The organism is Burkholderia sp. PR2, assembly GCF_052372875.1.
In the GTDB taxonomy this organism is placed as follows: Bacteria; Pseudomonadota; Gammaproteobacteria; order Burkholderiales; family Burkholderiaceae; genus Burkholderia; species Burkholderia diffusa.
Genome location: NZ_JBQRWH010000002.1, coordinates 750,275 through 772,842, shown reverse-complemented (window position 1 = coordinate 772,842; position 22,568 = coordinate 750,275). Strand labels below are relative to the sequence as shown.

The 22,568-nt window shown below is 67.8% G+C and carries 19 protein-coding genes and 1 pseudogene; 10 read left to right on the top strand and 10 right to left on the bottom strand.

Annotation, left to right across the window (positions count from 1 at the left end; all coding sequences use genetic code 11):
* Positions 1-4: 4 nt before the first annotated feature.
* Together ACT2FV_RS15080 and ACT2FV_RS15075 are read left to right on the top strand one after the other, a co-directional pair.
* Positions 5-1,357, top strand: coding sequence for a TRAP transporter large permease (locus tag ACT2FV_RS15080; RefSeq protein WP_059449222.1), 1,353 nt, complete (start codon positions 5-7; stop codon positions 1,355-1,357).
* A gap of 401 nt (positions 1,358-1,758) precedes the next feature.
* The gene (locus tag ACT2FV_RS15075; RefSeq protein ID WP_444504218.1) at positions 1,759-2,583 is read left to right on the top strand and encodes an alpha/beta fold hydrolase; all 825 of its coding nucleotides are present in this window, start codon (positions 1,759-1,761) and stop codon (positions 2,581-2,583) included.
* Between the two features lie 82 nt (positions 2,584-2,665).
* Here ACT2FV_RS15075 and proP read toward each other — a convergent pair whose 3' ends face one another.
* The 8 genes from proP to ACT2FV_RS15035 all read right to left on the bottom strand — a co-directional run bounded on the left by proP (position 2,666) and on the right by ACT2FV_RS15035 (position 14,059).
* Positions 2,666-4,135 carry a glycine betaine/L-proline transporter ProP gene (gene proP, locus ACT2FV_RS15070; RefSeq protein WP_444504217.1) on the bottom strand — a complete coding sequence of 490 codons (1,470 nt, stop codon included), beginning with the start codon at positions 4,133-4,135 and terminating at the stop codon, positions 2,666-2,668.
* Between the two features lie 489 nt (positions 4,136-4,624).
* Entirely contained in the window at positions 4,625-5,692 is a 1,068-nt protein-coding gene (locus ACT2FV_RS15065) for a porin (RefSeq protein WP_444504216.1), read from the bottom strand.
* 227 nt (positions 5,693-5,919) lie between these two features.
* Positions 5,920-7,914: an acetate--CoA ligase gene (acs, locus tag ACT2FV_RS15060; RefSeq protein ID WP_444504215.1), complete on the bottom strand. Its 1,995-nt coding sequence runs from the start codon at positions 7,912-7,914 to the stop codon at positions 5,920-5,922.
* Positions 7,915-8,165: 251 nt separating this feature from the next.
* Positions 8,166-10,052, bottom strand: a complete 1,887-nt coding sequence (locus ACT2FV_RS15055) for a sigma-70 family RNA polymerase sigma factor (RefSeq protein WP_444504214.1) — start codon at positions 10,050-10,052, stop codon at positions 8,166-8,168.
* On the bottom strand, positions 10,036-10,353 hold the full coding sequence (locus ACT2FV_RS15050) for a high-potential iron-sulfur protein (protein ID WP_174909781.1): 318 nt from the start codon (positions 10,351-10,353) through the stop codon (positions 10,036-10,038). The genes ACT2FV_RS15055 and ACT2FV_RS15050 overlap by 17 nt, the downstream gene beginning before the upstream one ends.
* A gap of 75 nt (positions 10,354-10,428) precedes the next feature.
* The gene (locus ACT2FV_RS15045; RefSeq protein ID WP_444504213.1) at positions 10,429-11,688 is read right to left on the bottom strand and encodes a c-type cytochrome; all 1,260 of its coding nucleotides are present in this window, start codon (positions 11,686-11,688) and stop codon (positions 10,429-10,431) included.
* An 82-nt stretch (positions 11,689-11,770) separates the two neighbouring features.
* Positions 11,771-13,498, bottom strand: coding sequence for a methanol/ethanol family PQQ-dependent dehydrogenase (locus ACT2FV_RS15040; protein WP_444504212.1), 1,728 nt, complete (start codon positions 13,496-13,498; stop codon positions 11,771-11,773).
* A gap of 87 nt (positions 13,499-13,585) precedes the next feature.
* A complete protein-coding gene (locus ACT2FV_RS15035; RefSeq protein ID WP_444504211.1) occupies positions 13,586-14,059 on the bottom strand; it encodes a hypothetical protein in 474 nt (157 codons plus the stop codon).
* Between ACT2FV_RS15035 and ACT2FV_RS15030 the strand changes: the two are divergent.
* Positions 13,962-14,270, top strand: a pseudogene (locus ACT2FV_RS15030) (TonB-dependent receptor plug domain-containing protein); the annotation flags it as partial. The gene ACT2FV_RS15035 and the pseudogene ACT2FV_RS15030 overlap by 98 nt on opposite strands.
* Positions 14,271-14,424: 154 nt before the next feature.
* Entirely contained in the window at positions 14,425-14,622 is a 198-nt protein-coding gene (locus tag ACT2FV_RS15025) for a hypothetical protein (protein WP_444504210.1), read from the top strand.
* Here the strand turns inward: ACT2FV_RS15025 and ACT2FV_RS15020 are convergent.
* Positions 14,607-15,602, bottom strand: coding sequence for an alpha/beta fold hydrolase (locus ACT2FV_RS15020; RefSeq protein ID WP_444504209.1), 996 nt, complete (start codon positions 15,600-15,602; stop codon positions 14,607-14,609). The genes ACT2FV_RS15025 and ACT2FV_RS15020 overlap by 16 nt on opposite strands.
* A gap of 338 nt (positions 15,603-15,940) precedes the next feature.
* On the opposite strand from ACT2FV_RS15020, the gene ACT2FV_RS15015 reads away from it, so the two are divergent.
* The 6 genes from ACT2FV_RS15015 to pqqE all read left to right on the top strand — a co-directional run bounded on the left by ACT2FV_RS15015 (position 15,941) and on the right by pqqE (position 21,431).
* Positions 15,941-17,950, top strand: a complete 2,010-nt coding sequence (locus tag ACT2FV_RS15015; protein WP_174920267.1) for a sigma-54-dependent Fis family transcriptional regulator — start codon at positions 15,941-15,943, stop codon at positions 17,948-17,950.
* A gap of 292 nt (positions 17,951-18,242) precedes the next feature.
* The gene (pqqA, locus tag ACT2FV_RS15010; RefSeq protein WP_006410019.1) at positions 18,243-18,317 is read left to right on the top strand and encodes a pyrroloquinoline quinone precursor peptide PqqA; all 75 of its coding nucleotides are present in this window, start codon (positions 18,243-18,245) and stop codon (positions 18,315-18,317) included.
* A gap of 64 nt (positions 18,318-18,381) precedes the next feature.
* The gene (pqqB, locus tag ACT2FV_RS15005) at positions 18,382-19,305 is read left to right on the top strand and encodes a pyrroloquinoline quinone biosynthesis protein PqqB (protein ID WP_444504208.1); all 924 of its coding nucleotides are present in this window, start codon (positions 18,382-18,384) and stop codon (positions 19,303-19,305) included.
* A 2-nt stretch (positions 19,306-19,307) separates the two neighbouring features.
* A complete protein-coding gene (gene pqqC / locus ACT2FV_RS15000) occupies positions 19,308-20,027 on the top strand; it encodes a pyrroloquinoline-quinone synthase PqqC (RefSeq protein WP_444504207.1) in 720 nt (239 codons plus the stop codon).
* Positions 20,024-20,305, top strand: a complete 282-nt coding sequence (gene pqqD, locus ACT2FV_RS14995; RefSeq protein WP_006751646.1) for a pyrroloquinoline quinone biosynthesis peptide chaperone PqqD — start codon at positions 20,024-20,026, stop codon at positions 20,303-20,305. Before pqqC ends, pqqD begins: the two co-directional genes overlap by 4 nt.
* 1 nt (position 20,306) lies before the next feature.
* A complete protein-coding gene (gene pqqE, locus ACT2FV_RS14990) occupies positions 20,307-21,431 on the top strand; it encodes a pyrroloquinoline quinone biosynthesis protein PqqE (protein ID WP_444504206.1) in 1,125 nt (374 codons plus the stop codon).
* 27 nt (positions 21,432-21,458) lie between these two features.
* Here pqqE and ACT2FV_RS14985 read toward each other — a convergent pair whose 3' ends face one another.
* Entirely contained in the window at positions 21,459-22,529 is a 1,071-nt protein-coding gene (locus tag ACT2FV_RS14985) for a DNA topoisomerase IB (protein WP_444504205.1), read from the bottom strand.
* Positions 22,530-22,568: the final 39 nt, after the last annotated feature.

Here is a 22,568-nt window from a genome sequence, read left to right as displayed (position 1 = left end):
CGCCATGGAACTCGCGATCCTGTCCGTCAGTTTTCTGATTTTCCTCGTGCTCGGGGTGCCCGTTTCGTTCGCGCTCGGGATTGCCTGCGTGTTGACCTATATGGTCGAAGGGCTCCCGATCGCGACCGCGATGCAGTCGATGATCTCGGGAATGAACGCGTTCTCGTTCCTCGCGGTGCCGTTTTTCATCTTCTCCGGCGAGCTGATGCTGCACGGCGGCATCGCGGACCGGATCCTGCGTTTCGCGCAGGCAACCGTCGGCCACTTCCGAGGCGGTCTCGGGATGGCCAACGTCGTCGCGTGCACGCTGTTCGGCGGCGTGTCGGGCTCGCCGACCGCCGATACGTCCGCGATGGGCGGCGTGGTGATTCCGCTGATGAAGCGCGAAGGCTACAGCGCGGCCTACGCGGTCAACGTGACGACCCACGCGTCGCTCGCCGGCGCGCTGATGCCGACGTCGACCAACATGATCATCTATGCGTTCGCCGCACAGGGGATCACGGGAATGCTGCACGGCCAGCAGGTGAGCGGCGTGTCGATCGGCGACCTGCTGTTTTCCGGCCTCCTGCCGGTGCTGTGGGTGATGGGCTTCGTGCTCGCCGCCGCGTACTGGCAAGCCGTGCGTCACGGCTATCCGCGCCGTGAAGACGGTTCGTCCGCGCTGCCGGCGTTCCCGGGCTGGTATGCGGTGCTGCGCAGCTTCGTCGGCGCGGTGCCGGGCCTGATGGTGATCGCGATCATCCTCGTGTGCGTCGCGAAGGGGATCGCCACCGCAACCGAAGCGGCCGCGATCGCCGTCGTGTATTCGCTCGTGCTGACCGCGATCGTGTACCGCACGCTGACCGTCGAGAAACTGCGCCGCGCGCTGTCGCATGCGGCGCGCACGACGGGCGTCGTGCTGCTGCTGATCGCCGTGTCCAACATGCTGCGCTTCCAGATGTCGTACCTGGAGATTCCGGATGCGATCGAAGGGCTGCTGAAGCAGTCGACCGCAGCGCCCTGGCTGATGCTGCTGTACATCAACATCATTCAGGTGTTCCTCGGCACGTTCGTCGACATGGCCGCGCACATCCTGATCACGACGCCGCTGTTCCTGCCGATCGCGATGGCGTGCGGCGTCGGGCCGGTGCAGTTCGGGATCATGCTGCTGCTGAATTGCTCGCTCGGTCTCGTTCACCCGCCGATCGGCTCGGTGCAGTTCGTCGGCTGCGCGATCGGCAACGTGTCGATCGGCGAGACGACGAAGATGGCGTGGCCGTATTACCTCGCGATCTTCAGTGCGATCAACATCGTCACGTACATGCCGTTCTTCTCCACCTGGCTGCCGAGCCTCATCAGCGGGCACGCGGTGTTCTGATCATGCGTTTCGCCCGTCGCGGCACCGGACGACCGAGGTCGTCCGGTGCCGCGAACACGTTAACGGTCGCTTCACGCACGGCGCATTCACATCAACATGAAGACAGCATGGCGGGCCGTCGCGGCCGCCGAGTTCGCGCTGGCCGCGTCGCTCACGCACGCATCGACGCAAGCGTATGTCTCGAACGGAACGGCGACAGCCTCGACATTCCGGTGCCCGGCGTCGTCCCGGTCGCACGGCGGAAGTGCACGACGCCATGCGTCGCGGGACGCGCGACGGCAGTCACACGCAGCGCGGGCAAGCTGTGCGATGATTCGCCGCTTCGCGTTCGTCGCAAAACGCCGCGGATCGCGGCGCCCGTTTCCGGGCCGCCGCCGATCGCATTGACATCCGGAGACGACATGCCCGCACACATCGTTCATGGCAGCACCCTGCATTACCAGGATCACGGCACCGGATTTCCGGTGCTGCTCGGACACAGCTACCTGTGGGATTCGGCGATGTGGGCGCCGCAGATCGACGCGCTGGCGAGCCGCTATCGCATGATCGTGCCGGACCTGTGGGGGCATGGTGCGTCGGGCCCGCTGCCCGACGGCACCGAGACGCTCGACGACCTCGCCGCGCACGCGAGCGCATTGCTCGATGCGCTGGAGATCGAGCAGTGCGCGGTCGTGGGGCTGAGCGTCGGCGGGATGTGGGGCGCGCGGCTCGCGTTGCGCGAACCGCAGCGCGTGCGCTCGCTCGTGCTGATGGATGCGTCGCTGGAGTCCGAACCCGACGCGACGCGGCTGCGCTACTTCGGGATGCTCGACGCGATCGCCGCCGCCGGTTGTATCGCGCCGCCGTTGCTCGATGCGATCGTGCCGTTGTTTTTCCGGCCGGACGTGAACCTTGCCGACCCGGTGCCGACCGCGTTTCGCGCCGCGCTCGCGAACCTTCCGGCCGACCGGCTGCGGCAGTCGATCGTCCCGCTCGGTCGACTGATCTTCGGGCGGCCGGATACGCTCGTCGCGCTCGCTGAACTGGATGCCGAGCGCACGCTGCTGATGTGCGGCGCGGGCGACATGGCGCGGCCGCCGTCGGAGACGGTGAAGATGGCGGGCGTGATCGGTTGCCGCCATGCGCTGGTGCCGGACGCCGGCCACATCTCGAACCTGGAGAATCCCGCGTTCGTCACGCGGACGCTGCTCGACTGGTTCGACGAACAGCAGCTCGCGGCGGGCTGACAGTCAGATGCGCGGCGCCCGCGAGGGGGTGCCGCGCGGCGTCGCATGACGACGCAACGGCTTGCATCACTGCATGACTGGATTACGCGCGTTCGCCGACCGGCGCGAACTTGCGGTCGCGCACGCGCCCCTCGTCAACGCCGCGGCGAATCAGGTCCTGCGCTTCCGCGCGGCTCGCGACACACGGCGCGGAGCCTGGCAGCGGCCGCCGTGCGGTTTCGCGCAGCGCGAGCACCGACACGATGCCGATGAACGACGCGCCCATCAGGTAGTAGGCCGGCATCATCAGGTCGCCGGTGCGATCGACGAGCCATGCGGTGACGAGCGGCGTCGTGCCGCCGAACAGCGACACCGACACGTTGAAGCCGATCGCGAGCGCGCCGTAGCGGATCCGCGTCGGGAACAGCGCGGGCAGCGCGGACGGCATCACCCCGGTGAAGGTCGACAGCAGCGTGCCGTAGATCATCATTCCGCCGAACACCGACAGCATCCCGCCGGAGCGGATCAGCAGCAGCGCGGGCACCGACAGCGCGAGCAGGCCGACGCAGCCGAACATCATCACCGGCTTGCGGCCGAGCCGGTCCGACAGATGCCCGGCGTAAAGCGTCATCGGCATCATCAGCACCATCACGAGCAGCACCATGAACAGGCCGTGCGTTTCGTTGAAGTGCAGCGTCGCCGACAGGTAGTTGGGCAGATACGACAGCGCCATGTAGTCTGTCACGTTGAAGATCAGCACGAGGCCGACGCACTGGAGCAGCGGCTTCCACTGTTCGACGAGCAGCGTGCCGAACGACTGTTTCGGGCGCGATCGTTCGTCCGCTTCGCGTGCTTCGGCTTCCTTCTTGAACGCGGGCGTCTCCTCGAGCTTGATCCGGATGTACAGGCCGACGAGGCCCAACGGACCGGCGATGAAAAACGGCACACGCCAGCCCCACGACAGCAGGGCTTCCTGCGAGAGCGTCGCCGTCAGTATCGCGACGGTGGCCGCGCCGAGCGTGTAGCCGATCAGCGTGCCGAACTCGAGGAAGCTGCCCATGAAACCGCGGCGCTTGTCGGTCGAGAATTCGGCGATGAAGGTGGCGGCGCCGCCGTATTCGCCGCCGGTCGAGAAGCCCTGCACGAGGCGGGCGACGAGCAGCAGTATCGGCGCCATGATGCCGATCGACGCGTAGCTGGGGATCAGGCCGATCGCGAAGGTGCCGACGGCCATCATGATCATGGTGGCGGCGAGCACGCGCTGGCGGCCGATGCGGTCGCCGAGCGGGCCGAACACCATGCCGCCGAGCGGGCGCACGAGGAACGCGGCCGCGAACGTGCCGAAGGTCGCGAGCAACTGCGCGGACGGGCTGCTGGACGGGAAGAACACCTTGCCGAGCTTGACGGCGATATAGCTGTAGACGCCGAAGTCGAACCATTCCATCGCATTGCCGAACGCCATGGCGCCGACCGCTCGCTTCAGGACGGCGGGGTCGACGATCGTGATGTCGTCCAGCTTGAGGGACTTGCGCGAAGACCGGGCTTTCGCGGGGTGCGCTTGCGATGAACTCAAAGAACGCTCCTGGAGGAGCCTTCGGCTGGCCGAGCGGATGCGGAACCGTCGGGGACGAAGGCGGTTGTCTCGGGATCGCCGTGATGTCGGTGATGCGGCGCGCGTCATGCGACATCCGGCAGGTGTGTGCTGGTGTGAAGCAGTGTAGAGAAACGGGAAACGCGGACTATCGGTCATGCGCCCGGAAACCGGTCGAAAACGACACGGATGGCGCAGCCGGGCAACTCCGCGTATCAGCAGGTTCGGCGCGCGGCGGTCCGGGCCGCGCCGATGGCGGTCTATACCGGACGCTGATCTTGCCGTGTGCGTGGATGCTGCACGTGGCGGATCGTGCGGGCGTGAGATGGGCGATACGTCGGGCACGGATTCGTGCGCGATGGAGATCGCGCCGAATCCGAACGCGTCCTGGCGTACCGAAATCGGCGCGAGATGATTCGGACTGCGAATGCATGGCGGTGGCGATTCGGCACCGAAACCGCCTCCTGCGCATCAGAACATGTGGCGGATTCCGACGTTCGCGCCGACGGTCGTGCCGGTGACCGCATAAAGCGCGTTGTTGATCCCGAGCCCGGTGTTCATCGCTCCGTGGTTGTTGACCGTCGCGACCTGCGCGTACAGCGCGGTTGCCTTCGACAGGCTGTAGGTCGTGCCGACGGCCGCGAGCAGCGAGTGATTGGCCGTGTCGTTGCGATCGCTGGTGAACCAGACACCGCCGTTCAGGTCGACGGCCGGCGTCGCCTGGTAATCGAGGCCGCCGCCATACACGTTGTTGCTGAACGATCCGCCGACCTTGTAGCTCGTGAACGACGCCTTCGCGGTGACGGGGCCGAAGCGGTATGCGGCGCCGATCGTGCGCCCGACGAACGCGACGGTGCTCGGCGTCGGCGTCGGGTTGGTACCGTCGTTGCCGTCGTAGAACGCGGCGTCGATCATGAAGCCCTCATGTTCGTACTTGAGGCTCGCCGAATACTGGCGGCCGGCCTGGAAGTCGCCGGCCTTGCCGCCGAACGCGAACATCGCGCTGCCGGTGAGGCCAGCGATCGTCGGGCTGGTGTACGACACGGCGTTCGGGTTGAACAGGCCCGTCACCAGCACGTTGTCGACGTAGTTGATCAGCCCGCTGCCGAAGTGCGAGAAGCTGCGCGGATCCGAATCGAAGATCGCGAGCAGGAATGGCGAGTACTGCACGCCGGCCTTGACCGTGCCGAAGCCGCCGTCGAGCCCGACCCACGCCTGGCGGCCGAAGAAGTTGCCGTTCGAATGGGCGAACGCGCCGTTGGTGACGGCAAAGCCGCTTTCGAGCTGGAATTTCGCCTTGAGTCCGCCGCCGAGATCCTCGGTGCCGATCATCCCGAACGTCGTCGGCGTCATGCCGGTGTCGGTCATCGCGAACTGATGGCCGGCGTTCGCGCCGGTGGCGGCGTCGAGCGTCTTGCTCGTGTACAGCACCGCGGCGTCGAGGTTGCCGTACAGCGTTACGCTGCTCTGTGCGAAGGCGCTGCTGCTGACCATCGCGCCTGCCAGCGCGGCGCAACCGATCACGATTCTGTTTTTCATTGGGTGTCTCCAGTGTTGTTGTACGTCGATGCATCGAACGGGGAATGCGACGGACCGCCGCGAAGCGGTGTCCGGCGCGCGGGCCGCATACGCACGATGGGGCGCGGCGGAACGCACGTGCGTGGCCGGGTGTCGGCCGCATGCGACGCGTTCATGGCGGGGATGGCTGCCCGAACGCGCGTGCGTCGAAGAGATTGGGTAAGGCCGGCGGATGCCGGCCCCGTCATTCAGAGCGACTGGCCGAGCTGCTCGAGGATCGCGGGGTTCTCGAGCGTGGACGTGTCCTGCGTGATCGCCTCGCCCTTCGCGAGCGAGCGCAGCAGGCGCCGCATGATCTTGCCCGAGCGCGTCTTCGGCAGGTTGTCGCCGAAGCGGATGTCCTTCGGCTTCGCGATCGGCCCGATCTGCTTGCCGACCCAGTCGCGCAGCGTCTTCGCGAGCGCCGCCGCTTCCTCGCCTTCCGGACGCGAACGCTTCAGCACCACGAACGCGACCACCGCCTCGCCCGTCGTGTCGTCCGGGCGGCCGACCACCGCAGCTTCCGCAACCAGCTCGTGCGAAACCAGCGCCGACTCGATCTCCATCGTGCCGAGCCGGTGGCCCGACACGTTCAGCACGTCGTCGATGCGGCCCATGATCGTGAAGTAGCCGGTGTCCTTGTCGCGCACCGTGCCGTCGCCGGCCAGATAGAGCGTGCCGCCGAGCTCCTCGGGGTAATAGCTCTTCTTGAAGCGCTCCGGGTCGCCCCAGATCGTGCGGATCATCGAGGGCCACGGACGCTTGACGACGAGAATGCCGCCTTGCCCGTTCGGCACGTCCTGGCCGGTCTCGTCGACCACCGCGGCCATGATGCCCGGCAGCGGCAGCGTGCATGACCCCGGCACCGTCGGCGTCGCGCCCGGCAGCGGCGTGATCATGTGGCCGCCGGTTTCGGTCTGCCACCACGTGTCGACGATCGGGCAGCGCTCCTGGCCGACGTGCTTGTGGTACCACATCCACGCTTCCGGATTGATCGGTTCGCCGACCGTGCCGATGATGCGCAGGCTCGACAGGTCGTAGCTCTTCGGATGAACCTTGTCGTCGGCCTCGGCGGCCTTGATCAGCGAGCGGATCGCGGTCGGCGCGGTGTAGAACACCGTGACCTTGTGATCGTTGCTCATCTTCCAGAAGCGGCCGGCGTCCGGCCAGGTCGGCACGCCTTCGAACACGACCTGCGTGCCGCCGCACGCGAGCGGGCCGTAGGTGATGTACGTGTGGCCCGTGACCCAGCCGATGTCGGCCGTGCACCAGAACACGTCGGTCGGTTTCCAGTCGAAGGTCCACTTCATCGTCTGCGCGGCCCACAGCAGGTAGCCGCCGGTGCTGTGCTGCACGCCCTTCGGCTTGCCGGTCGAGCCCGACGTATAGAGGATGAACAGCGGATGCTCGGCGCCGACCCATTCCGGTGCGCACGTGTCGGGCTCGCTGTCGGCGATCTCGTGCATCCACAGGTCGCGCCCGGCGTGCCAGTCGATCTTGCCGCCGGTGCGGCGATAGACGATCACGCTCTTGACTGCTTCGCAGCCACCCATCGCGAGCGCCTCGTCGGCGATGCTCTTGAGCGGCAGCGTCTTGCCGCCGCGCGCCTGCTCGTCGGCGGTGATGAGGGCGACCGCGCCGACGTCGACGAGCCGCTCGTTCAGCGATTTCGCGGAGAAGCCGCCGAACACGACCGAGTGCGTGGCCCCGATGCGCGCGCAGGCCTGCATCGCGACGATGCCCTCGATCGACATCGGAATATAGATGACGACGCGATCGCCCTTGCCGATTCCGCGTTTCTTCAGCGCATTCGCGAAGCGCGAGACACGTGCCAGCAGATCGGTGTAGGTGACGCGCGCGACGGTCCCGTCGTCGGCCTCGAAGATCACCGCGACGCGCTCGCCGTTGCCGGCTTCGACGTGACGGTCGAGGCAGTTGTACGAGGCGTTCAGCTCACCGTCGTCGAACCACTTGTAGAACGGCGCATTGCTCTCGTCGAGCACCTTGGTGAACGGCTTGTGCCAGCTGAGGCCCTCGCGCGCGAGACGCGCCCAGAAGCCCTCGTAATCCTGCTCGGCCTCGGCGGCAAGCGCCTGGTAGGCCGGCATGCCGGAAATGGTCGCGCGCTCGCGCGTGTCGGCCGGCGGTTCGAAGATTCGGCGCTCCTGAAGGATCGATACGAGGGCGGTCAAGATGGTCTCCATGCAAATCGTTGGGTATGGTCTGACTCTCGAAACGCAACTTGCATGCCAATCGTGCGGGTGTTCGGCCTGAACGGCGTGCATGCGCGTCGTCGAGCGGCTTTCGTCGATCGATCTGCACTGCAATTCAATGAACGACAGAACGATCGGCGATCTCGTCGGCCTGCATGTTGCGTCGAAATGCAGCAGCGGGTGTTGCAGACGTCAACACGACGCACGACGTACGGCGTGTGCACCGTGGGATTGACGTCACGCTATGCGATGAACGACCGCAGCACGCCGAGCGCGTCGGACGCACGAAGGCGTGTGAGTGCCGACGCCTCGATCTGCCGCACGCGTTCCGCGGACAGGTTCATCTGGCGGCCGATGTCGCGCAGCGAGCAGCCTTCGTCCGCGTGCAGCCCGTAGCGCAGCCGGAGCACCATCGCCTCGCGCGGCGGCAACCGGTCGATCGCGGCAGCGATCGTGTTGCGCAACTGGGTGGCGCCGGCGGCGTCCTCGGGCGACGGCGACGACAGGTCCGGCGCGACGTCGGCGAACGTCATGTCGCCTTCCGGCGAAACCGGCAGGTCCGCGGACACGGGTTCCTTCACGATCGCAAGCAGATCGCGCACCTTGTCGACCGGCTCGCCCATGTGGACGGCAAGTTCGGCCGGCGTCGCGGCCGTGCCCGCGCGTTGCCGATGCTCGCGCGCGAGCCGCGTGAGCTTGTTCAGCGCGTCGACCGTATGCGTCGGCACGCGGATCGTGCGGCCGAGGTCGGCGAGCGCATGCGTGATCGCCTGCCGGATCCACCAGGTCGCGTACGTCGAGAACCGGAAGCCGCGCCGGTAGTCGTAGCGCTCGATGGCCTTCAACAGACCGATGTTGCCTTCCTGGATCAGGTCCGCGAACGGCAGGCCGCGATCGGGATAGCGCTTCGCGATCGACACGACGAGCCGCAGGTTCGCGTCGAACAAGCCCGTTTTCGCCGGTTGCATCGCGCGTTCGATCGCACCGAGCCGGGCATCGAGCGACGCGGTCGCGCCGGGCGGCAGTTCCGACGCCGGGGCATCGCGCACGATCGCGACGCGTGCGTCGATGAATTCGGCCGCACGTCGCGTCAGCGTCGGCCCGCAGGCCGGATGCGCGGCAATGCACGACGCGAGCCAGCCGGCGTGATCGTCGTGGTCCGTCTGCGCGAACGACGGTGGAACGCCCACGTCGGCCAACAACCGCGCCAGCCGGCCCCGCAGCGCGCGGTGCCGGCGTGCACGGCTGCGCAACGGTTCGCTCATCCGTTCGAGTGCACGGGCGGACAGGCACAGCGTGCCGAGCAGCGCCGCGGCGTCGCGTACGTGCATGCGATACGCGGCAGACGCGGTGCCGCCCGCGGCCAGCGCGGCCCGAATGCCGTCCGCGAATGCGTCGATGCGGGCGAGCCGTGTCAGTACCGCGTCGCGCCAGGCCGAATCCTCCGATGGCGCCTCGTCGTCGCGACCGGGCTCACCGATGGAGGCGGGCGAAGCGCCCGCATCGGCGTTATTGGATGGTCGAGCGTCGCGCGGGTCGTCGGCGAGAAAGATCACATAGGTCGATGCGGCGGCTCGGCGTTCGGCGATCTCGGTACGAATCGACACGAGCGCGTCGAGTGCATCGGGGTCCCCGCACAGCACCGCGACCGACGCCGCGCGGCCGCGCTCGATGCGCTGCGCGTATGCGAATTCCTCATCACGCGTGAGGAGTGGCGTCGTGCCCATCTCGCGCAGGTACAGCCGGACCGGATCGGTCGTACGCGGCGCGAGCAGGTCGGCCGCGGCGAGCGTGCCGTCGCCGTCGGCCCATGCGCGCGCGGGCGGGGCCGGCCGGAAGTAGCGTTCGAGCGTCCAGCCGCTCGTGGTATCGGCGCGCTCGGACACCGCGATGCCGAGTTCGGCGAGCACGGCGGCGGCCGCATCGAGACTGCTTTCGCTCGCATCGTCGTCGGGCAGCGCGTCGATGATGTCGCCGCGCGTGACGAAGCCGCGCGACAGGCCGACCGCGATCAGTGCGTGGAGATGCGCGACGGCATGCACCGGCGCGCCGTCGTCGCTGCCGGCCGCGGGCGCCGGTGCGTGCCGCGCCGGCAGCCCGTCGCGCGAAGCATCACGCCCGCTTCGCATACACGTTGCACCAGCCGTCCGCCGCGACCAGCTTGCCGGCGAACATCGGGCACGTGCCGGCGGTATCTGCCGCTTCGCCCTTGTAGAAGCGGCAATTTGCACAACGTTGGCCGGCCTGGTATTTCGGGAACTGCGCGGTGTCGACGCTGGACGCATGCGCGCGATAGCCGAGCGTCTTCGCGGCGGGGTCGTTCTCGTCGACGAGCGGCGGCGCCGCGCATGCCGTGCGTGCGGCGGCGAGCGTCGCGCACAGGCCGATGGCGTTGATGATGAAGGTTCTGCGGGAGGTCGGGTACGTCACGGTCGTTTCCTGTTGAAGATGAAATCGTGGGGAAGGGAGCGACTTGCATTGCGTGGCGAAGCCGCTTGCCCGGTATTACTGGCTCGCGTCCTTGTGCGCGGCGGGACCGGCGACGAGCGGCGCGGTCGACGCATGTGCGGTATCGGCCGTCAGCTTGTCCTTGCTGGCGGCATAGCCGTTCGACGCGAGCAGGAAGGCCATCAGGTCCGCGTATTCGTCGTCCTTCAGCTTGCCCGGCTGGTCCGCCGGCATGTTGGTCGCCATGTAGCCGAATACGCCTCCGATCGTCAGGTGCGAATGCGACAACGGCGCGAACGACGGGCCGCTCAACGCGGGCGCGGTGTTGCCTTCGAGATCGGCGCCGTGGCACTTGGCGCACGCATTGCCGTAGATTTCCTTGCCGTGGGCGACCTGGGCCGCGTCAAAGGACGGCGCGGCGTCACCGGTGCTCGCGCCGACACGAATGAAGCCGCCGCCGGCGCTCACGTTGCGCGCGCGCAGCAGGTTACCGGGCGCGCGGCCTGCGCTCGCCGTCGCGCCGTCGAGGAAACGCGACGGCATGCGCGACTCGTGCGCTTCGAGCGCGCTGCCGGGTAGCGCCCACTTGCGGGTCAGCGCGGCCAGCCGGCCGTTGTTCTTCAATTGCGTGAGTGCCGCGTCGATACGTTGCTGCAACTCGGCCGAGCGCGGCGCGTACGCAAACGTGAGCTGCCATTCCGCATACGGCGACGACGTCGCGCCGATGTGGAACGCCTGTTTCGGATGCGCGGCCTGATACGCGACGACTGCCGGATACCAGACGATCGCGCGATGCGCGCGGCCGCGCGCGACCGCGTCGACCGTTTGCTCGGACGTGTTCTCGAGATCGAAGCGCGCATTCTTCTGCTGAACCGCGATCAATTGCGCGGGGCTCGCGTAGGTCGCCGCGACAATTTCGCGGCCGGTGGCCGGCGCGCCGGCATCGCGGCGCGTGACGCTCACGTAGCCCGAGCGCAGGTAGCCTTGCGAGAACAGCAGCTTCGTATCGGATGCGTCGGCGATGGCCGAGCGTGGAAAGCCTGCGAGCACGTCGCAGTCGTGTTCCAGGATGCCGGCGAGCTCATGCGCGGACACGCCGTCGTCGTCGTTGCCGCCCGCGTCGTGCCCGGAGAAGTTCGCGGCGATGCCGGCCGTGCGGAACGCCTCGCGGGCGACGGCCTTGTCGAGCGCGGCCGTCGGCGTGCCCGGCAGCGAGCAGACGCGCACCGCCGTCGCGGCCGTGGAGAGCGCCGGTGTCAGCGCCGTGCCTGCCGCGAGCGCACAGGCCACGGCGAGGCGGGAAAGTCGGATGTTCATGATCGTACGCTCGGTTGAAAACGGGAAAGGGAGGGGCGCCCGCGCCGGTGGCGCGGGCGCAATACGGTTGGCCGGATGCCGATCAGCCGCGGTCGAGGGCGAACACGTACAGCGTGCCGCCGCGCGGCACGTCGTCCGCCGCCTTGGCCATCGGGCCGCCCCAGATCGGATTCGCGCCGCCGTAGCCGGCGAGTACCGCTACGTACTCCTTGCCGTCGACTTCGAAGACGGACGGCTGCGCGATGATCCCGCTCGCGAGCTTCGGGCTCTCCCACAGCACCTTGCCGGTGGCGACGTCGAACGCGTACAGGTGACCGTCGAGCGAGCCGCTGAACGCGAGGCCGCTTGCGGTCGTCGCGACGCCGCCGTTCCACGGCAGCTTGCTCCAGTGGCTCCACACCTTCTTGCCGGTGTTCACGTCGATCGCCTGGAGTTCGCCGTACCCTTCGCTGCCCGGCTCGGGCTTGATCTCGAAGCCTTCGCCGAGATACGGCAGCCCTTCCATGTAGTTGACCGACTTGCCCGACAGGCTCATGCACGCATGCAGCGCCGGCACGATCGCGAGATGGCGCACGGGGTCGTACGACACCGACCACCAGTTCTTGCCGCCAAGGAAGCTCGGGCACGTGTCGATCGTCGTGCCGACCTTCGGATACTTCGCTGGATCCTGGATCGGCGAGCCGTCTTCCGTGTAGCCGGTGACCGACGTCGCCTTCACGAACGGCTCCGCATAGATCAGCTTGCCGGTGTCGCGATCGATCGCATGGAAGTAGCCGTTGCGGTCCGCGTGGATGATCGCGTCGCGCTCCTTGCCCTTGTACTTGATCGTCGCGAGCACGGGTGTGTTGACGCCGTCATAGTCCCAGGTGTCGTGCTTCGTGTACTGGTAGTGCCATTTGAGGTCGCCGTTCTTCGGATCCAGCGCGAGCAGCGAATCGGAGTACAGGTTGTCGCCCGGGCGCAAGTCCGCGAGCCACGGCCCCGGGTTGCCGACGCCCCAGTACAGCGTGCGCGTCGCCGCATCGTAAGTGCCAGTCAACCAGGCCGGCGCGCCGCCGTGCGCCTGCATGCCGTCGGGCCAGGTGTCACCGTGCTTCTCACCCTGGCCGGGAATCGTGAAGCGCTTCCACAGCAGCGTGCCGTCGTTCGGGCTGAGCGCCGCGATGAAGCCGCGTGCACCGTATTCGCCGCCCGAGCTGCCGACGACGATCGCGCCGTCGAGCGCGAGCGGTGCGAGCGAGAACGCGTAGCCGAGCCCCGGCTCGAACATCTGCTTCTTCCACACGAGCGCGCCGGTCTGCGCGTCGAGCGCGGCCACCTCGCCGCTCAGCATCGCGACGTAGACGTTCTTGCCGTAGAGCGCGACACCGCGGTTCACGACGTCGCAGCAGGCCGTCTTGAACGATTCCGCGCCGAGTTTCGGTTCGTATTTCCACAGTTGCGCGCCGGTGGCCGCGTCGAACGCGTACACGTTGTCCTTCGGCGTGGTCACGAACAGGTAGCGGCCGTTGACGATCGGCGTGGCTTCGAAACCCTGCTTCAGCTCGGCCGGAAACTTGTAGCTCCACGCCTGCGTGAGCTGCTTCACGTTCGACGCGTCGATCTGCTTGAGCGGTGAATGCGCCTGGCCGTTGTACGTGCGGTAGTAGGTGAGCCAGCCCGGATCGCGTTGCGCATCCGTGAGCCGCTGATACGTGACGGCCGGATAATCAGCGGCAGCGTCCACCAGGCCGGGATTCAAGGCGATCGCGGCCGCCGCCGCGATTCCGATGGTTGCCAGTCGGCTCGTCGAAGCCGAGAGTTTTTTCATGGTTGTCTCCAGAGTCATTGTGGTCGCACCGCGGCCAACACATGGCCGGGCCGGCAGGGTGGGGATCCGGGTCCAGTGCGCAGCCAGTCACGCAAATCGCATGCCATTGAGGCGCGCGCCCTGTCGCGCAAGGCGGAGCGGCCGGTTGTGCGCGCCGCGGCGACATGCGCGGCGTGGCGCGGATGATCCGCGTGTGTTGCGTTCGGGGACAGCCGCGGGTGGAGTGTTGCGAAACATGACAGTGCGGTGCGCGGCCAAAGGCGTCGCCTCGTTGATCCAAATTGACACAGGCGCAACAGGGGTGGCTCGAACTGCAACAGGTGCGCGGTTGCATATCGATGCGTGTCGGCTTCGATCGGCTGCCGGCAGGACGTTGCACGCATCGGCATGCTTCTTGCCGTTCGACACGGCAATGATTCCGCGCCGCGAGAGACCGCCATGCATGTCCCGATTTCGTCCGATGCCGATCGTCGTCGGCGGCACGACGCCGCTGCTCGGGATCGGCACGCGGCTGTCGCGCGTGCCGGCCAGCGTCCAGACCATTCGCGGCGAGGACATCATGCGTCAGCACGGCAGCGTACTGACCGACTACTTCGAGAAGAACGTGTCGAGCGTCGACATCAACGAGGCGCCGGGCAACCCGTACCAGACGGACGTGAACTACCGCGGCTTCACGGCATCGCCGATCGTCGGCACGCCGCAGGGGCATTCGGTATCCGTCGACGGCGTGTGCGTGAACGAGCCGTTCGGCGTCACGTGGAATCCAGTGCCCGGCTTCACCGCATATGAGACGTACAACGAAGGAATGCGCTCACCAACCGCGATCGAGCTCGCATGCGCCGATCCGGCCGCGCCGTGCTCTCTGCCGAACGACTTTCTCGCAGCCCCGGCGCTGAAGCCTGATCGACCTCGATACGACCTGGCAGGTGACGAAGCACCTGCAGTTGTTCGCGTCGATCACCAACCTGCTCGACAAGCGCTACGCGAGCTTCGGGATAATCGGCCGGAACGTCTGCGCTGGTCCGAATCATTCGTTCGACGGGATCAACCCCGTCAACGAGCAGTTCGTCGGGCCGGGCGCGCCGCGCGGCGCGTGGGTCGGCGCCCGCTATGCGTGGGACTGAACGGGCGGCTCGGCGTGTTGCGGTGCGTCTGCTGCCGTGACGTCGAGCACCTTGCGTACCGCGCGAGCGACGCCACGCGCGAGCGCGTCGTCGCTCGCGAGATGCCCGGCCGGCACGCGTTCGACGACGGCCGCCGGCACCGCGCGGGAGAGCCGGTCGACGTTGTCGACCGGGCACACGCGGTCGCGCGTGCCGTGCACGGCATGCAACCGCACGCCGGCTTGAGCGGCCTGCCGCGCCAGCGCCAGCAACCTGCGCTCGCCGAGCCAGCAGTTGCGTTGCAGGTAGTGCGCCTGGATCCGGTATTTGTCGATCAGCCCGGCGACGGCGGGTCGCGTCGGCCGCGTGGCGCGCGCCGGTCGCCCGGTCAGGATCGCATCCTCGTACGCGTTCCATGCGAGCGCGACCGCGCGTTGCCGCGCCGCGCCGGTGCCTGGCTGGAGACGCCGCGCGCAGCATGCGATCAGGCGATCGGCGTGCGCGGTGCCGGCGGCGGCCATCAGGCGCTGCCAGGCCCGCGGCGCCCGTGCGCGCGAGCCGACGAACAGGCCGCGCACTTCGCGCGACGACGTCAGAAACAACCCGCGCAGCACGACGCTCGTCACGCGGGATGGATGTCGCCCCGCGTAGGCGAGCGCGAGCGCCGCGCCCCACGACCCGCCGACAACGCACCAGCGTGCGATGCCGAGGCGTGCACGCAGCGCGTCGAGATCGCCGATCAGACGCATCGTGTTGTTGTGACGCAGGCCGCCGCGCGGCGTCGATGCGCCGGCGCCGCGCTGGTCGACGAGCACGACGCGCATGCGCGTCAGGTCGAACAGGCCGATTACCGCCGGTCGGCTCCCGCTGCCGGGCCCGCCGTGCAGCACGACGACCGGATCGCCGTGCGGGTTGCCGGCTTCGGTCCATGCGATCCGGCATGCGTCGCGGGACAGGGCAGGTCGTGGCGTGGAAGCGGGGCGGAGCGGTCGCTGCGTCATGTCGTGTCGGAAAGAGGGTAACGGGTCAACGCCGTGACGGGCGGATCCGGTGGAACCCGAGAACAGACCGGGGCTTGACCCACGTCAAAGCCAGAATCGCGCCAGCGACCACGATCGGGATCGACCGGGTAGCGGCGGCGGGTGGAATAGGACATTACGTCCCCGGCGCGTCGCACCGGCTGCACCGCATGCGATTGAGGTTGCTTTCATTTTCATTTCGTTTTGCGCCGGGCGACGATGCGCGGCGTCCGACGCAAGCGCTGCCGACAGCGTGGCCCGAAGTTTGCTTGATCCAGCACAAAGTCCGGCACCGACCGGAAGGATCCCCGGAGGAGACAATGCGCGATGACGTTCATCCGACGGCCAACGCACGGGCAACGCATGCGCCCGGCTGGCCGACGCCGACGATCCAGAAGTCCCATGAGCGGTCCGAGACGTTCGGCCTGCAGGCGTCGGCACGTCCCGACTACGACCTGTTGTCCGGCACCGCGCTGGCGCTCAAGCGCGAGCAGAACCGCGTGCTGTGCGTGCATGCGATGCCCGTGATGGAGACGCTGCACGAGCAGATCGTCAATACGCAGAGCATGATCGTGCTGACCGATGCGGAAGGGCTGATCCTGCATTCGATCGGCGACGACGACTTCTTGCGGCGCGCGGAACGGGTCGCACTGCGCCCCGGCGCGAACTGGGCGGAGAGCCGGCAGGGCACCAACGCGATCGGCACCGCGCTCGCGGAGCTGTGCCCGATGGTCGTGCACGGCGACCAGCACTTCCTGGCCGCGAATCATTTCCTGACCTGCTCGAGCGTGCCGATCCTCGACCCGTACGGCGACGCGATCGGCGTGCTCGACGTGACGGGCGATCATCGCAGCTATCACCAGCACACGATGGCGCTCGCGAAGATGTCGGTGCAGATGATCGAGAACCACCTGTTCACGACGACGTTCCAGGAGACGCTGCAGGTGTCGTTTCACGGCCGCCCCGAATTCCTCGGAACACTGATGGAGGGGATCGTCGCGTTCACCGCGGACGGCCGCTTCCTGTCGGCCAATCGCAGCGCGCAGTTCCAGCTCGGGATGCCGCTTGCCGCGCTGCGCGCGCATACGCTCGCGTCGCTGTTCGACGTGACGAGCGCGCAGCTGATCGACCGGATGCGCGCGAGCACCGAGCCGCACGTGTCGCTGAACCTCGGCAACGGCGCTGTGGTCTGCGCGCGCGTGCAGTTCCGGCGCGCGTTGCGGGCCGAGGGCAGCCGGCCCGCCGAAGTGCACGACGTCGCCGCGCCGGCCGCGCGGCCGCCTGCCGCGCAGTGCGCGGCGAGCCTGTCGCGGCTCAGCTATCTCGACACCGGCGATCCGCAGGTGGCGGCGGTGATCGCGAAGGTCCGCAAGGTGATCGGCAAGGACATTCCGGTGCTGATCACCGGAGAGACGGGGACCGGCAAGGAGCTGCTCGCGCAGGCGATCCACAACGACTCGCCGCGCCGCGACGGGCCGTTCGTCGCCGTCAACTGCGCGTCGATTCCGGAGACGCTGATCGAATCCGAGCTGTTCGGCTACGAGGAGGGCGCGTTTACCGGCGCGCGCCGCAAGGGCGCGACCGGCAAGCTGCTGCAGGCCAACGGCGGCACGCTGTTTCTCGACGAAATCGGCGACATGCCGTATCCGCTGCAGGTGCGGCTGCTGCGCGTGCTGCAGGAGCGCATCGTCAATCCGCTCGGGTCGACGAAGGCGATCGGCGTAGACATCGCGATCATCTGCGCGACGCACCGCGACCTGCGCGACATGATCGCGCAGAACCGCTTTCGCGAGGACCTGTACTACCGGCTCAACGGGCTCGTCGTGCGCCTGCCGCCGCTGCGCGACCGCACGGACCTCGCGGTGGTCGTGCAGAAGATGCTGCAGCGGGAAACGCTGTCGGGGCCCGGGCGCCGCCCCTTGAGCGTTGCGCCCGGCGTGATGGCGCTGTTCGAGCGCTGCGCGTGGCCGGGTAACTTCCGGCAGCTCGCGAACCTGCTGCGCACGGCGGCCGCGATGGTCGACGACGACTGCGAGATCCGCTGCGAACATTTGCCGGACGATTTCTTCGACGACGTGCGGCACGACAGCGGCCCGGCGGCACAGGAGGCCTGTACTTCTCCGCCGCTCGCATCGGAAGCACCCGCGTTCGCGAACGCGGCCGGCGATGCGCGGCTGCAGGACGTGGCCGCCTCAGCGATCGCGGCCGCGCTCGCGCGTCACGGCGGCAACGTATCCGCCGCCGCACGCGCGCTCGGCGTGTCGCGCAACACGATCTACCGCAAGATGCCGGCCGCCGGACCGGATGCGCTGGAGCCGGACGAACCCTGACGCAAGCCGCGACTGTCACACCGGTGTGTCAGGTTGCAACACCCGGTGTTCAAGGATTCAACACTTGCTCAACCGGCCGCGCGTGGCATGAACCGTCGCTCGACGGTTTCTGAAATATTCGTGTCGGCAAATCGTAAGAATTGCGGTGCCGTGACCACCCGGCGGCTGCCGCATGCCTTCGCACACCGTTGCGCAACGCAAGTGCCGCCCCGGCACGCTCCTTGCTGAATGGGTATCGGCCGCTCGATCGATGCGGTTTTTTCGACTCACCAACTCAACAAGGAGACACATCATGCAATGGACCACCCCGGCTTATACCGATCTGCGTTTCGGTTTCGAAATCACGATGTACATCGCCAACCGCTGATCGACGCGCGCAGTGCCGCCCGCATCGACGGACACGATGCGGGCGGCGCCGGGAGCACACGCAGATGAAGATCAAGATACTCGGCTCGGGCGCCGGCGGCGGACTGCCGCAATGGAACTGCAACTGCGGCAACTGCCGTCGTGTGCGGGCCGGCACCGACGGCATCGTGCCACGCACGCAATCGTCGATCGCGGTCAGCGGCGACGGTGTCGACTGGGTGCTGGTGAACGCGTCGCCGGACATCCTCGCGCAACTGCGCGCCGCCCCCGACCTGCAGCCGGCTCGCGCGATTCGCGACAGCGCGATCGTCGCCGTCGTGCTGTGCGACGCGCAGATCGACCATGTGACGGGCCTGCTGATGCTGCGCGAACGCACGTCGCCGCTGCCGCTGTATGCGAGCGCGCCGGTGCTCGACGACCTGTCGACCGGGCTGCCGCTCGTGCCGCTGCTCGGCCACTACTGCGGCGTCGACGTCCACACGATCGCGCCAGGCGAACCGTTCGCGATACCGGGCGCCGGTGGCATCCGCTTCACCGCCGTGCCGGTCGACAGCAAGCCGCCGCCTTATTCGCCGCGCCGGGAGGCGAGCGTGCCGGGCGACAACATCGCACTCCTGATCGAAGACACGACGAGCGGCCGGCAGGCATTCTACGCGCCGGGGCTCGCCGACGTCGACGACGGCGTGCGCGCCGCGATGCGCGACGCCGACCTCGTGCTGGTGGACGGCACATTCTGGACCGGCACGGAGATGATCGACCTTGGCCTGTCGTCGAAGCACGCGGCCGACATGGGGCATCTCGCGCAGTGCGGCGACGCGGCGAGGCCGGGCATGATCGACCGCCTTCGGCTGTTGCCGGCGCACACGCGCAAGGTCCTTACCCACATCAACAACACGAATCCGATTCTCGACCCCGGCTCCGGCGCGCGCGCGCAATTGCGCGAGCACGGCATCGAGGTCGCCCACGACGGCATGCAATTCGAGGTCTGACCATGAACGCACCGATTCCGGCCGCGGCGCTGCACGCGACACCCTGGAGTGCGCAGGAGTTCGAGGCGCGCCTGCGCGCGCTCGAATCGCGCTATCACATCCACCACCCATTCAACCGCCGCCTGAATACCGGCGCGTGCTCACCGTCGGAGATTCGCGGCTGGGTCGCGAACCGCTTCTACTACCAGGTCAGCATTCCGCTGAAGGACGCGGCGATCCTGTCCAATTGCCCGGACCGCGACACGCGCCGGCTGTGGGTCGAGCGGATTCTCGATCACGACGGTCACGGCGGTCAGGAAGGCGGGATCGAGGCATGGGCGCGGCTCGGCGAGGCGGTCGGCATCGAGCGCGAGGCGTTGTGGTCGCTCGCGCACGTATTGCCCGGCGTGCGGTTCGCGGTGGATGCCTACGTCAATTTCGCGCGGCACGCGCCGTGGCAGGAGGCCGTGTGCTCGTCGCTGACCGAGATGTTCGCGCCGCAGATCCACCTCGACCGGCTCGCGGGCTGGCCGTCCCACTATCCGTGGATCGAGGCGGACGGGCTGCAGTATTTCCGCAGCCGCGTGCCGCTCGCGCAACGAGACGTCGAACACGGGCTCGCGGTGACGCTGAACCATTTCACGACACCGGACGCGCAACGGCGCGCGCTCGACATCCTGTCGTTCAAGCTGGATGTGCTGTGGTCGATTCTCGATGCGATTGAAAAGGCGTATCCCGCATGAACTCCAACGACGCCGTCAGCGGCGTGCCGCTGCGCCCCTCGCTGAGGGGCATGTACCGCCTGCAGTGGGAGGCGGCCCAGGATGCGTACGTGCTCCTGTATCCGGAAGGCATGGTCCGGCTCAACCCGAGCGCGGGCGAGATCCTCGCGCGCTGCGACGGCACGCGGGAGCTCGACGACATCATCGACGAACTCGAGCGGCTGTTCAGCACGTCGGACCTTGCGTCGGACGTCTATCGCTTCCTCGATCATGCGCGACTGCGCGGCTGGCTCGACTGACATGGACATGACCCCTCCTCCGAACCGGCCGTCCGCGCCGTTGTGGCTGCTCGCCGAGCTCACGTACCGCTGCCCGCTGCACTGTGCGTTCTGCTACAACCCGGTCGATTTCGCGACACACGGCGCGGAGCTCGATACCGACGCATGGCGCACGGTGATCAGCGACGCGCGCGCGCTCGGCGCCGCGCAGATCGGCTTTTCCGGCGGCGAACCGCTGCAGCGCGACGACCTGGAGGTGCTGGTCGAGCATGCGCGGTCGCTGGGTTTTTATACCAACCTGATCACGTCGGGCGTGGGCCTGAATGCCGCGCGCATCGACCGGCTCAAGGCGGCCGGGCTCGATCATATCCAGCTGTCGCTGCAGGATTCGACGCGCGAGCTGAACGACTTCCTGACCAGCACGCGCACCTTCGACCTCAAGCGCGGCGTGGGGCGGCTGATCAAGTCGCACGGCTATCCGATGGTGCTGAACTGCGTGCTGCATCGTTACAACCTGCCGCACGTCGGCCAGATCATCGAGATGGCGCTCGACCTTGGCGCGGATTTTCTCGAACTCGCGAATACGCAGTACTACGGCTGGGCGATGCTGAATCGCGACCAGCTGATGCCGACCGCCGAACAGCTGCGCGAAGCGGAGGAAACGGTCAACCGCTACCGCAAGCTCGTCGGCGAACGGTGCAAGATCCTGTTCGTCGTGCCCGACTACTTCGAGCAGCGGCCGAAGGCCTGCATGAACGGCTGGGGCTCGGTATTCCTCGGCGTCGCACCGGACGGGACCGCGCTTCCGTGCCATGCCGCGCGCGGGTTGCCCGGTCTCGAGCTGCCGAACGTGCGCGACCGGTCGCTGAAGGACATCTGGTATGAAAGCGACGCGTTCAACGCGTTTCGCGGTGACGGCTGGATGCGCGACCCGTGCCGCACCTGTGACGAGCGCCATGCGGATCATGGCGGGTGCCGCTGCCAGGCGTACATGCTGGCCGGCGACCCCGCGCAGGCCGATCCGGTCTGTGCGAAGTCCGAGCATCACGGCCGGGTCGAACAGGCCGTGCAGTTCGCGCGGAGGGCAGGGCGGCAGGACGAGCGTCCGCTGATCTTTCGCAGTGCTGCGAATTCTGTCGGGCGTTGAGCGGCGCGTGCCGCTGTATCGGACACGTCACTTTCTCGACTTCCTGGACGATTGACGCGCCGCCTGCCCGAGCAACGCAGCGAACGCGGCTTCGTCCACGCGCAGCCCGCGCGGCGAGTGGCGCACCTCCAGCGCCGCGAGCATCCCGGCTTCGAACGCATCGAGCACCGCCGGGTGGATGTAGCAGCGTCGGCACACGGCCGGCGTGTTGCGCAATATGTCGGCGACGGCCCGCACCGTTTCGACGATCTGCTTGCGCGCCTGCGTGACGTCCTCATGCGGGATGTGCCGCAGCAATGCCAGCGCCTGAACACTGCCTGCCCATGTCCGGTAATCCTTCGCGGTGAACTCCGCGCCTGCTGCTTCGCGCAGATACGCGTTCACGTCGGACGAGCCGATCGAATGACGTGTGCCGTCGTCGTCCACATACTGGAACAGCTCGTGCCCGGGTAACTCCGCGCAGCGCCGTACGATCCGGCCGACGCGCGGGTCTTCCACGGTCACGTCATGCTCGATGCCGCTCTTGCCCGTGAAGCGCAGGCGAACCTGTCCCGGGCGGATCGTCACGTGGCGCTTGCGCAGCGTCGTCAGCCCGTACGACGCGTTCTCGCGTGCATATTCGGCGTTGCCGATCCGCGCGAGCGTCGTGTCGAGCAGCCGCACGATCGTCGCGACGATCTTGTCGCGCGGCATCCCGGGCAGTGCCAGATCACGCGCGACGCGCGTGCGGATGCGCGGGAGCGCGCGGGCGAAGGCCGCCATCCGCGCGTACTTGTTCGCGTCGCGCGTCTCGCGCCACTGCGGGTGATAGCGATACTGCTTGCGCCCGCGCGCATCACGCCCCGTCGCCTGCAAATGGCCGCGCGGGTCCATGCAGATCCAGACATCGGTATACGCCGGCGGAATCGCTAGCGCATCGATGCGGGCGATTTCGTCGGCGTCGCGGATCCGGACGCCGTCCTGCGTGTAGTACGCGAAGCCGTGGCGCAACCGCCGGCGCGTATAGCCGGGATGCCGGTCGTCGACATGGCGCAGCGGCGCGGCAAGACGAGCGACGGTTTCGGTGCCGGGGCCGCTTCGGGACGTACGTTTCTTCATGTCGCAAGCCGCCAGCGAAGCGGCGTATCCATGTGCGGC

What these genes read in the sequence shown, in the direction of transcription:
- pqqC (WP_444504207.1), top strand. Translation starts at nt 19,308, where the DNA reads ATGAACGCACCGATTCCGGCCGCGGCGCTGCACGCGACACCCTGGAGT.
- pqqB (WP_444504208.1), top strand. Translation starts at nt 18,382, where the DNA reads ATGAAGATCAAGATACTCGGCTCGGGCGCCGGCGGCGGACTGCCGCAA.
- ACT2FV_RS14985 (WP_444504205.1), bottom strand. Translation starts at nt 22,529, where the DNA reads ATGAAGAAACGTACGTCCCGAAGCGGCCCCGGCACCGAAACCGTCGCT.
- ACT2FV_RS15065 (WP_444504216.1), bottom strand. Translation starts at nt 5,692, where the DNA reads ATGAAAAACAGAATCGTGATCGGTTGCGCCGCGCTGGCAGGCGCGATG.
- pqqE (WP_444504206.1), top strand. Translation starts at nt 20,307, where the DNA reads ATGGACATGACCCCTCCTCCGAACCGGCCGTCCGCGCCGTTGTGGCTG.
- ACT2FV_RS15055 (WP_444504214.1), bottom strand. Translation starts at nt 10,052, where the DNA reads ATGCGAAGCGGGCGTGATGCTTCGCGCGACGGGCTGCCGGCGCGGCAC.
- ACT2FV_RS15040 (WP_444504212.1), bottom strand. Translation starts at nt 13,498, where the DNA reads ATGAAAAAACTCTCGGCTTCGACGAGCCGACTGGCAACCATCGGAATC.
- ACT2FV_RS15035 (WP_444504211.1), bottom strand. Translation starts at nt 14,059, where the DNA reads ATGATGTCCTCGCCGCGAATGGTCTGGACGCTGGCCGGCACGCGCGAC.
- ACT2FV_RS15015 (WP_174920267.1), top strand. Translation starts at nt 15,941, where the DNA reads ATGCGCGATGACGTTCATCCGACGGCCAACGCACGGGCAACGCATGCG.
- acs (WP_444504215.1), bottom strand. Translation starts at nt 7,914, where the DNA reads ATGGAGACCATCTTGACCGCCCTCGTATCGATCCTTCAGGAGCGCCGA.
- ACT2FV_RS15075 (WP_444504218.1), top strand. Translation starts at nt 1,759, where the DNA reads ATGCCCGCACACATCGTTCATGGCAGCACCCTGCATTACCAGGATCAC.
- ACT2FV_RS15045 (WP_444504213.1), bottom strand. Translation starts at nt 11,688, where the DNA reads ATGAACATCCGACTTTCCCGCCTCGCCGTGGCCTGTGCGCTCGCGGCA.
- ACT2FV_RS15020 (WP_444504209.1), bottom strand. Translation starts at nt 15,602, where the DNA reads ATGACGCAGCGACCGCTCCGCCCCGCTTCCACGCCACGACCTGCCCTG.
- pqqD (WP_006751646.1), top strand. Translation starts at nt 20,024, where the DNA reads ATGAACTCCAACGACGCCGTCAGCGGCGTGCCGCTGCGCCCCTCGCTG.
- ACT2FV_RS15080 (WP_059449222.1), top strand. Translation starts at nt 5, where the DNA reads ATGGAACTCGCGATCCTGTCCGTCAGTTTTCTGATTTTCCTCGTGCTC.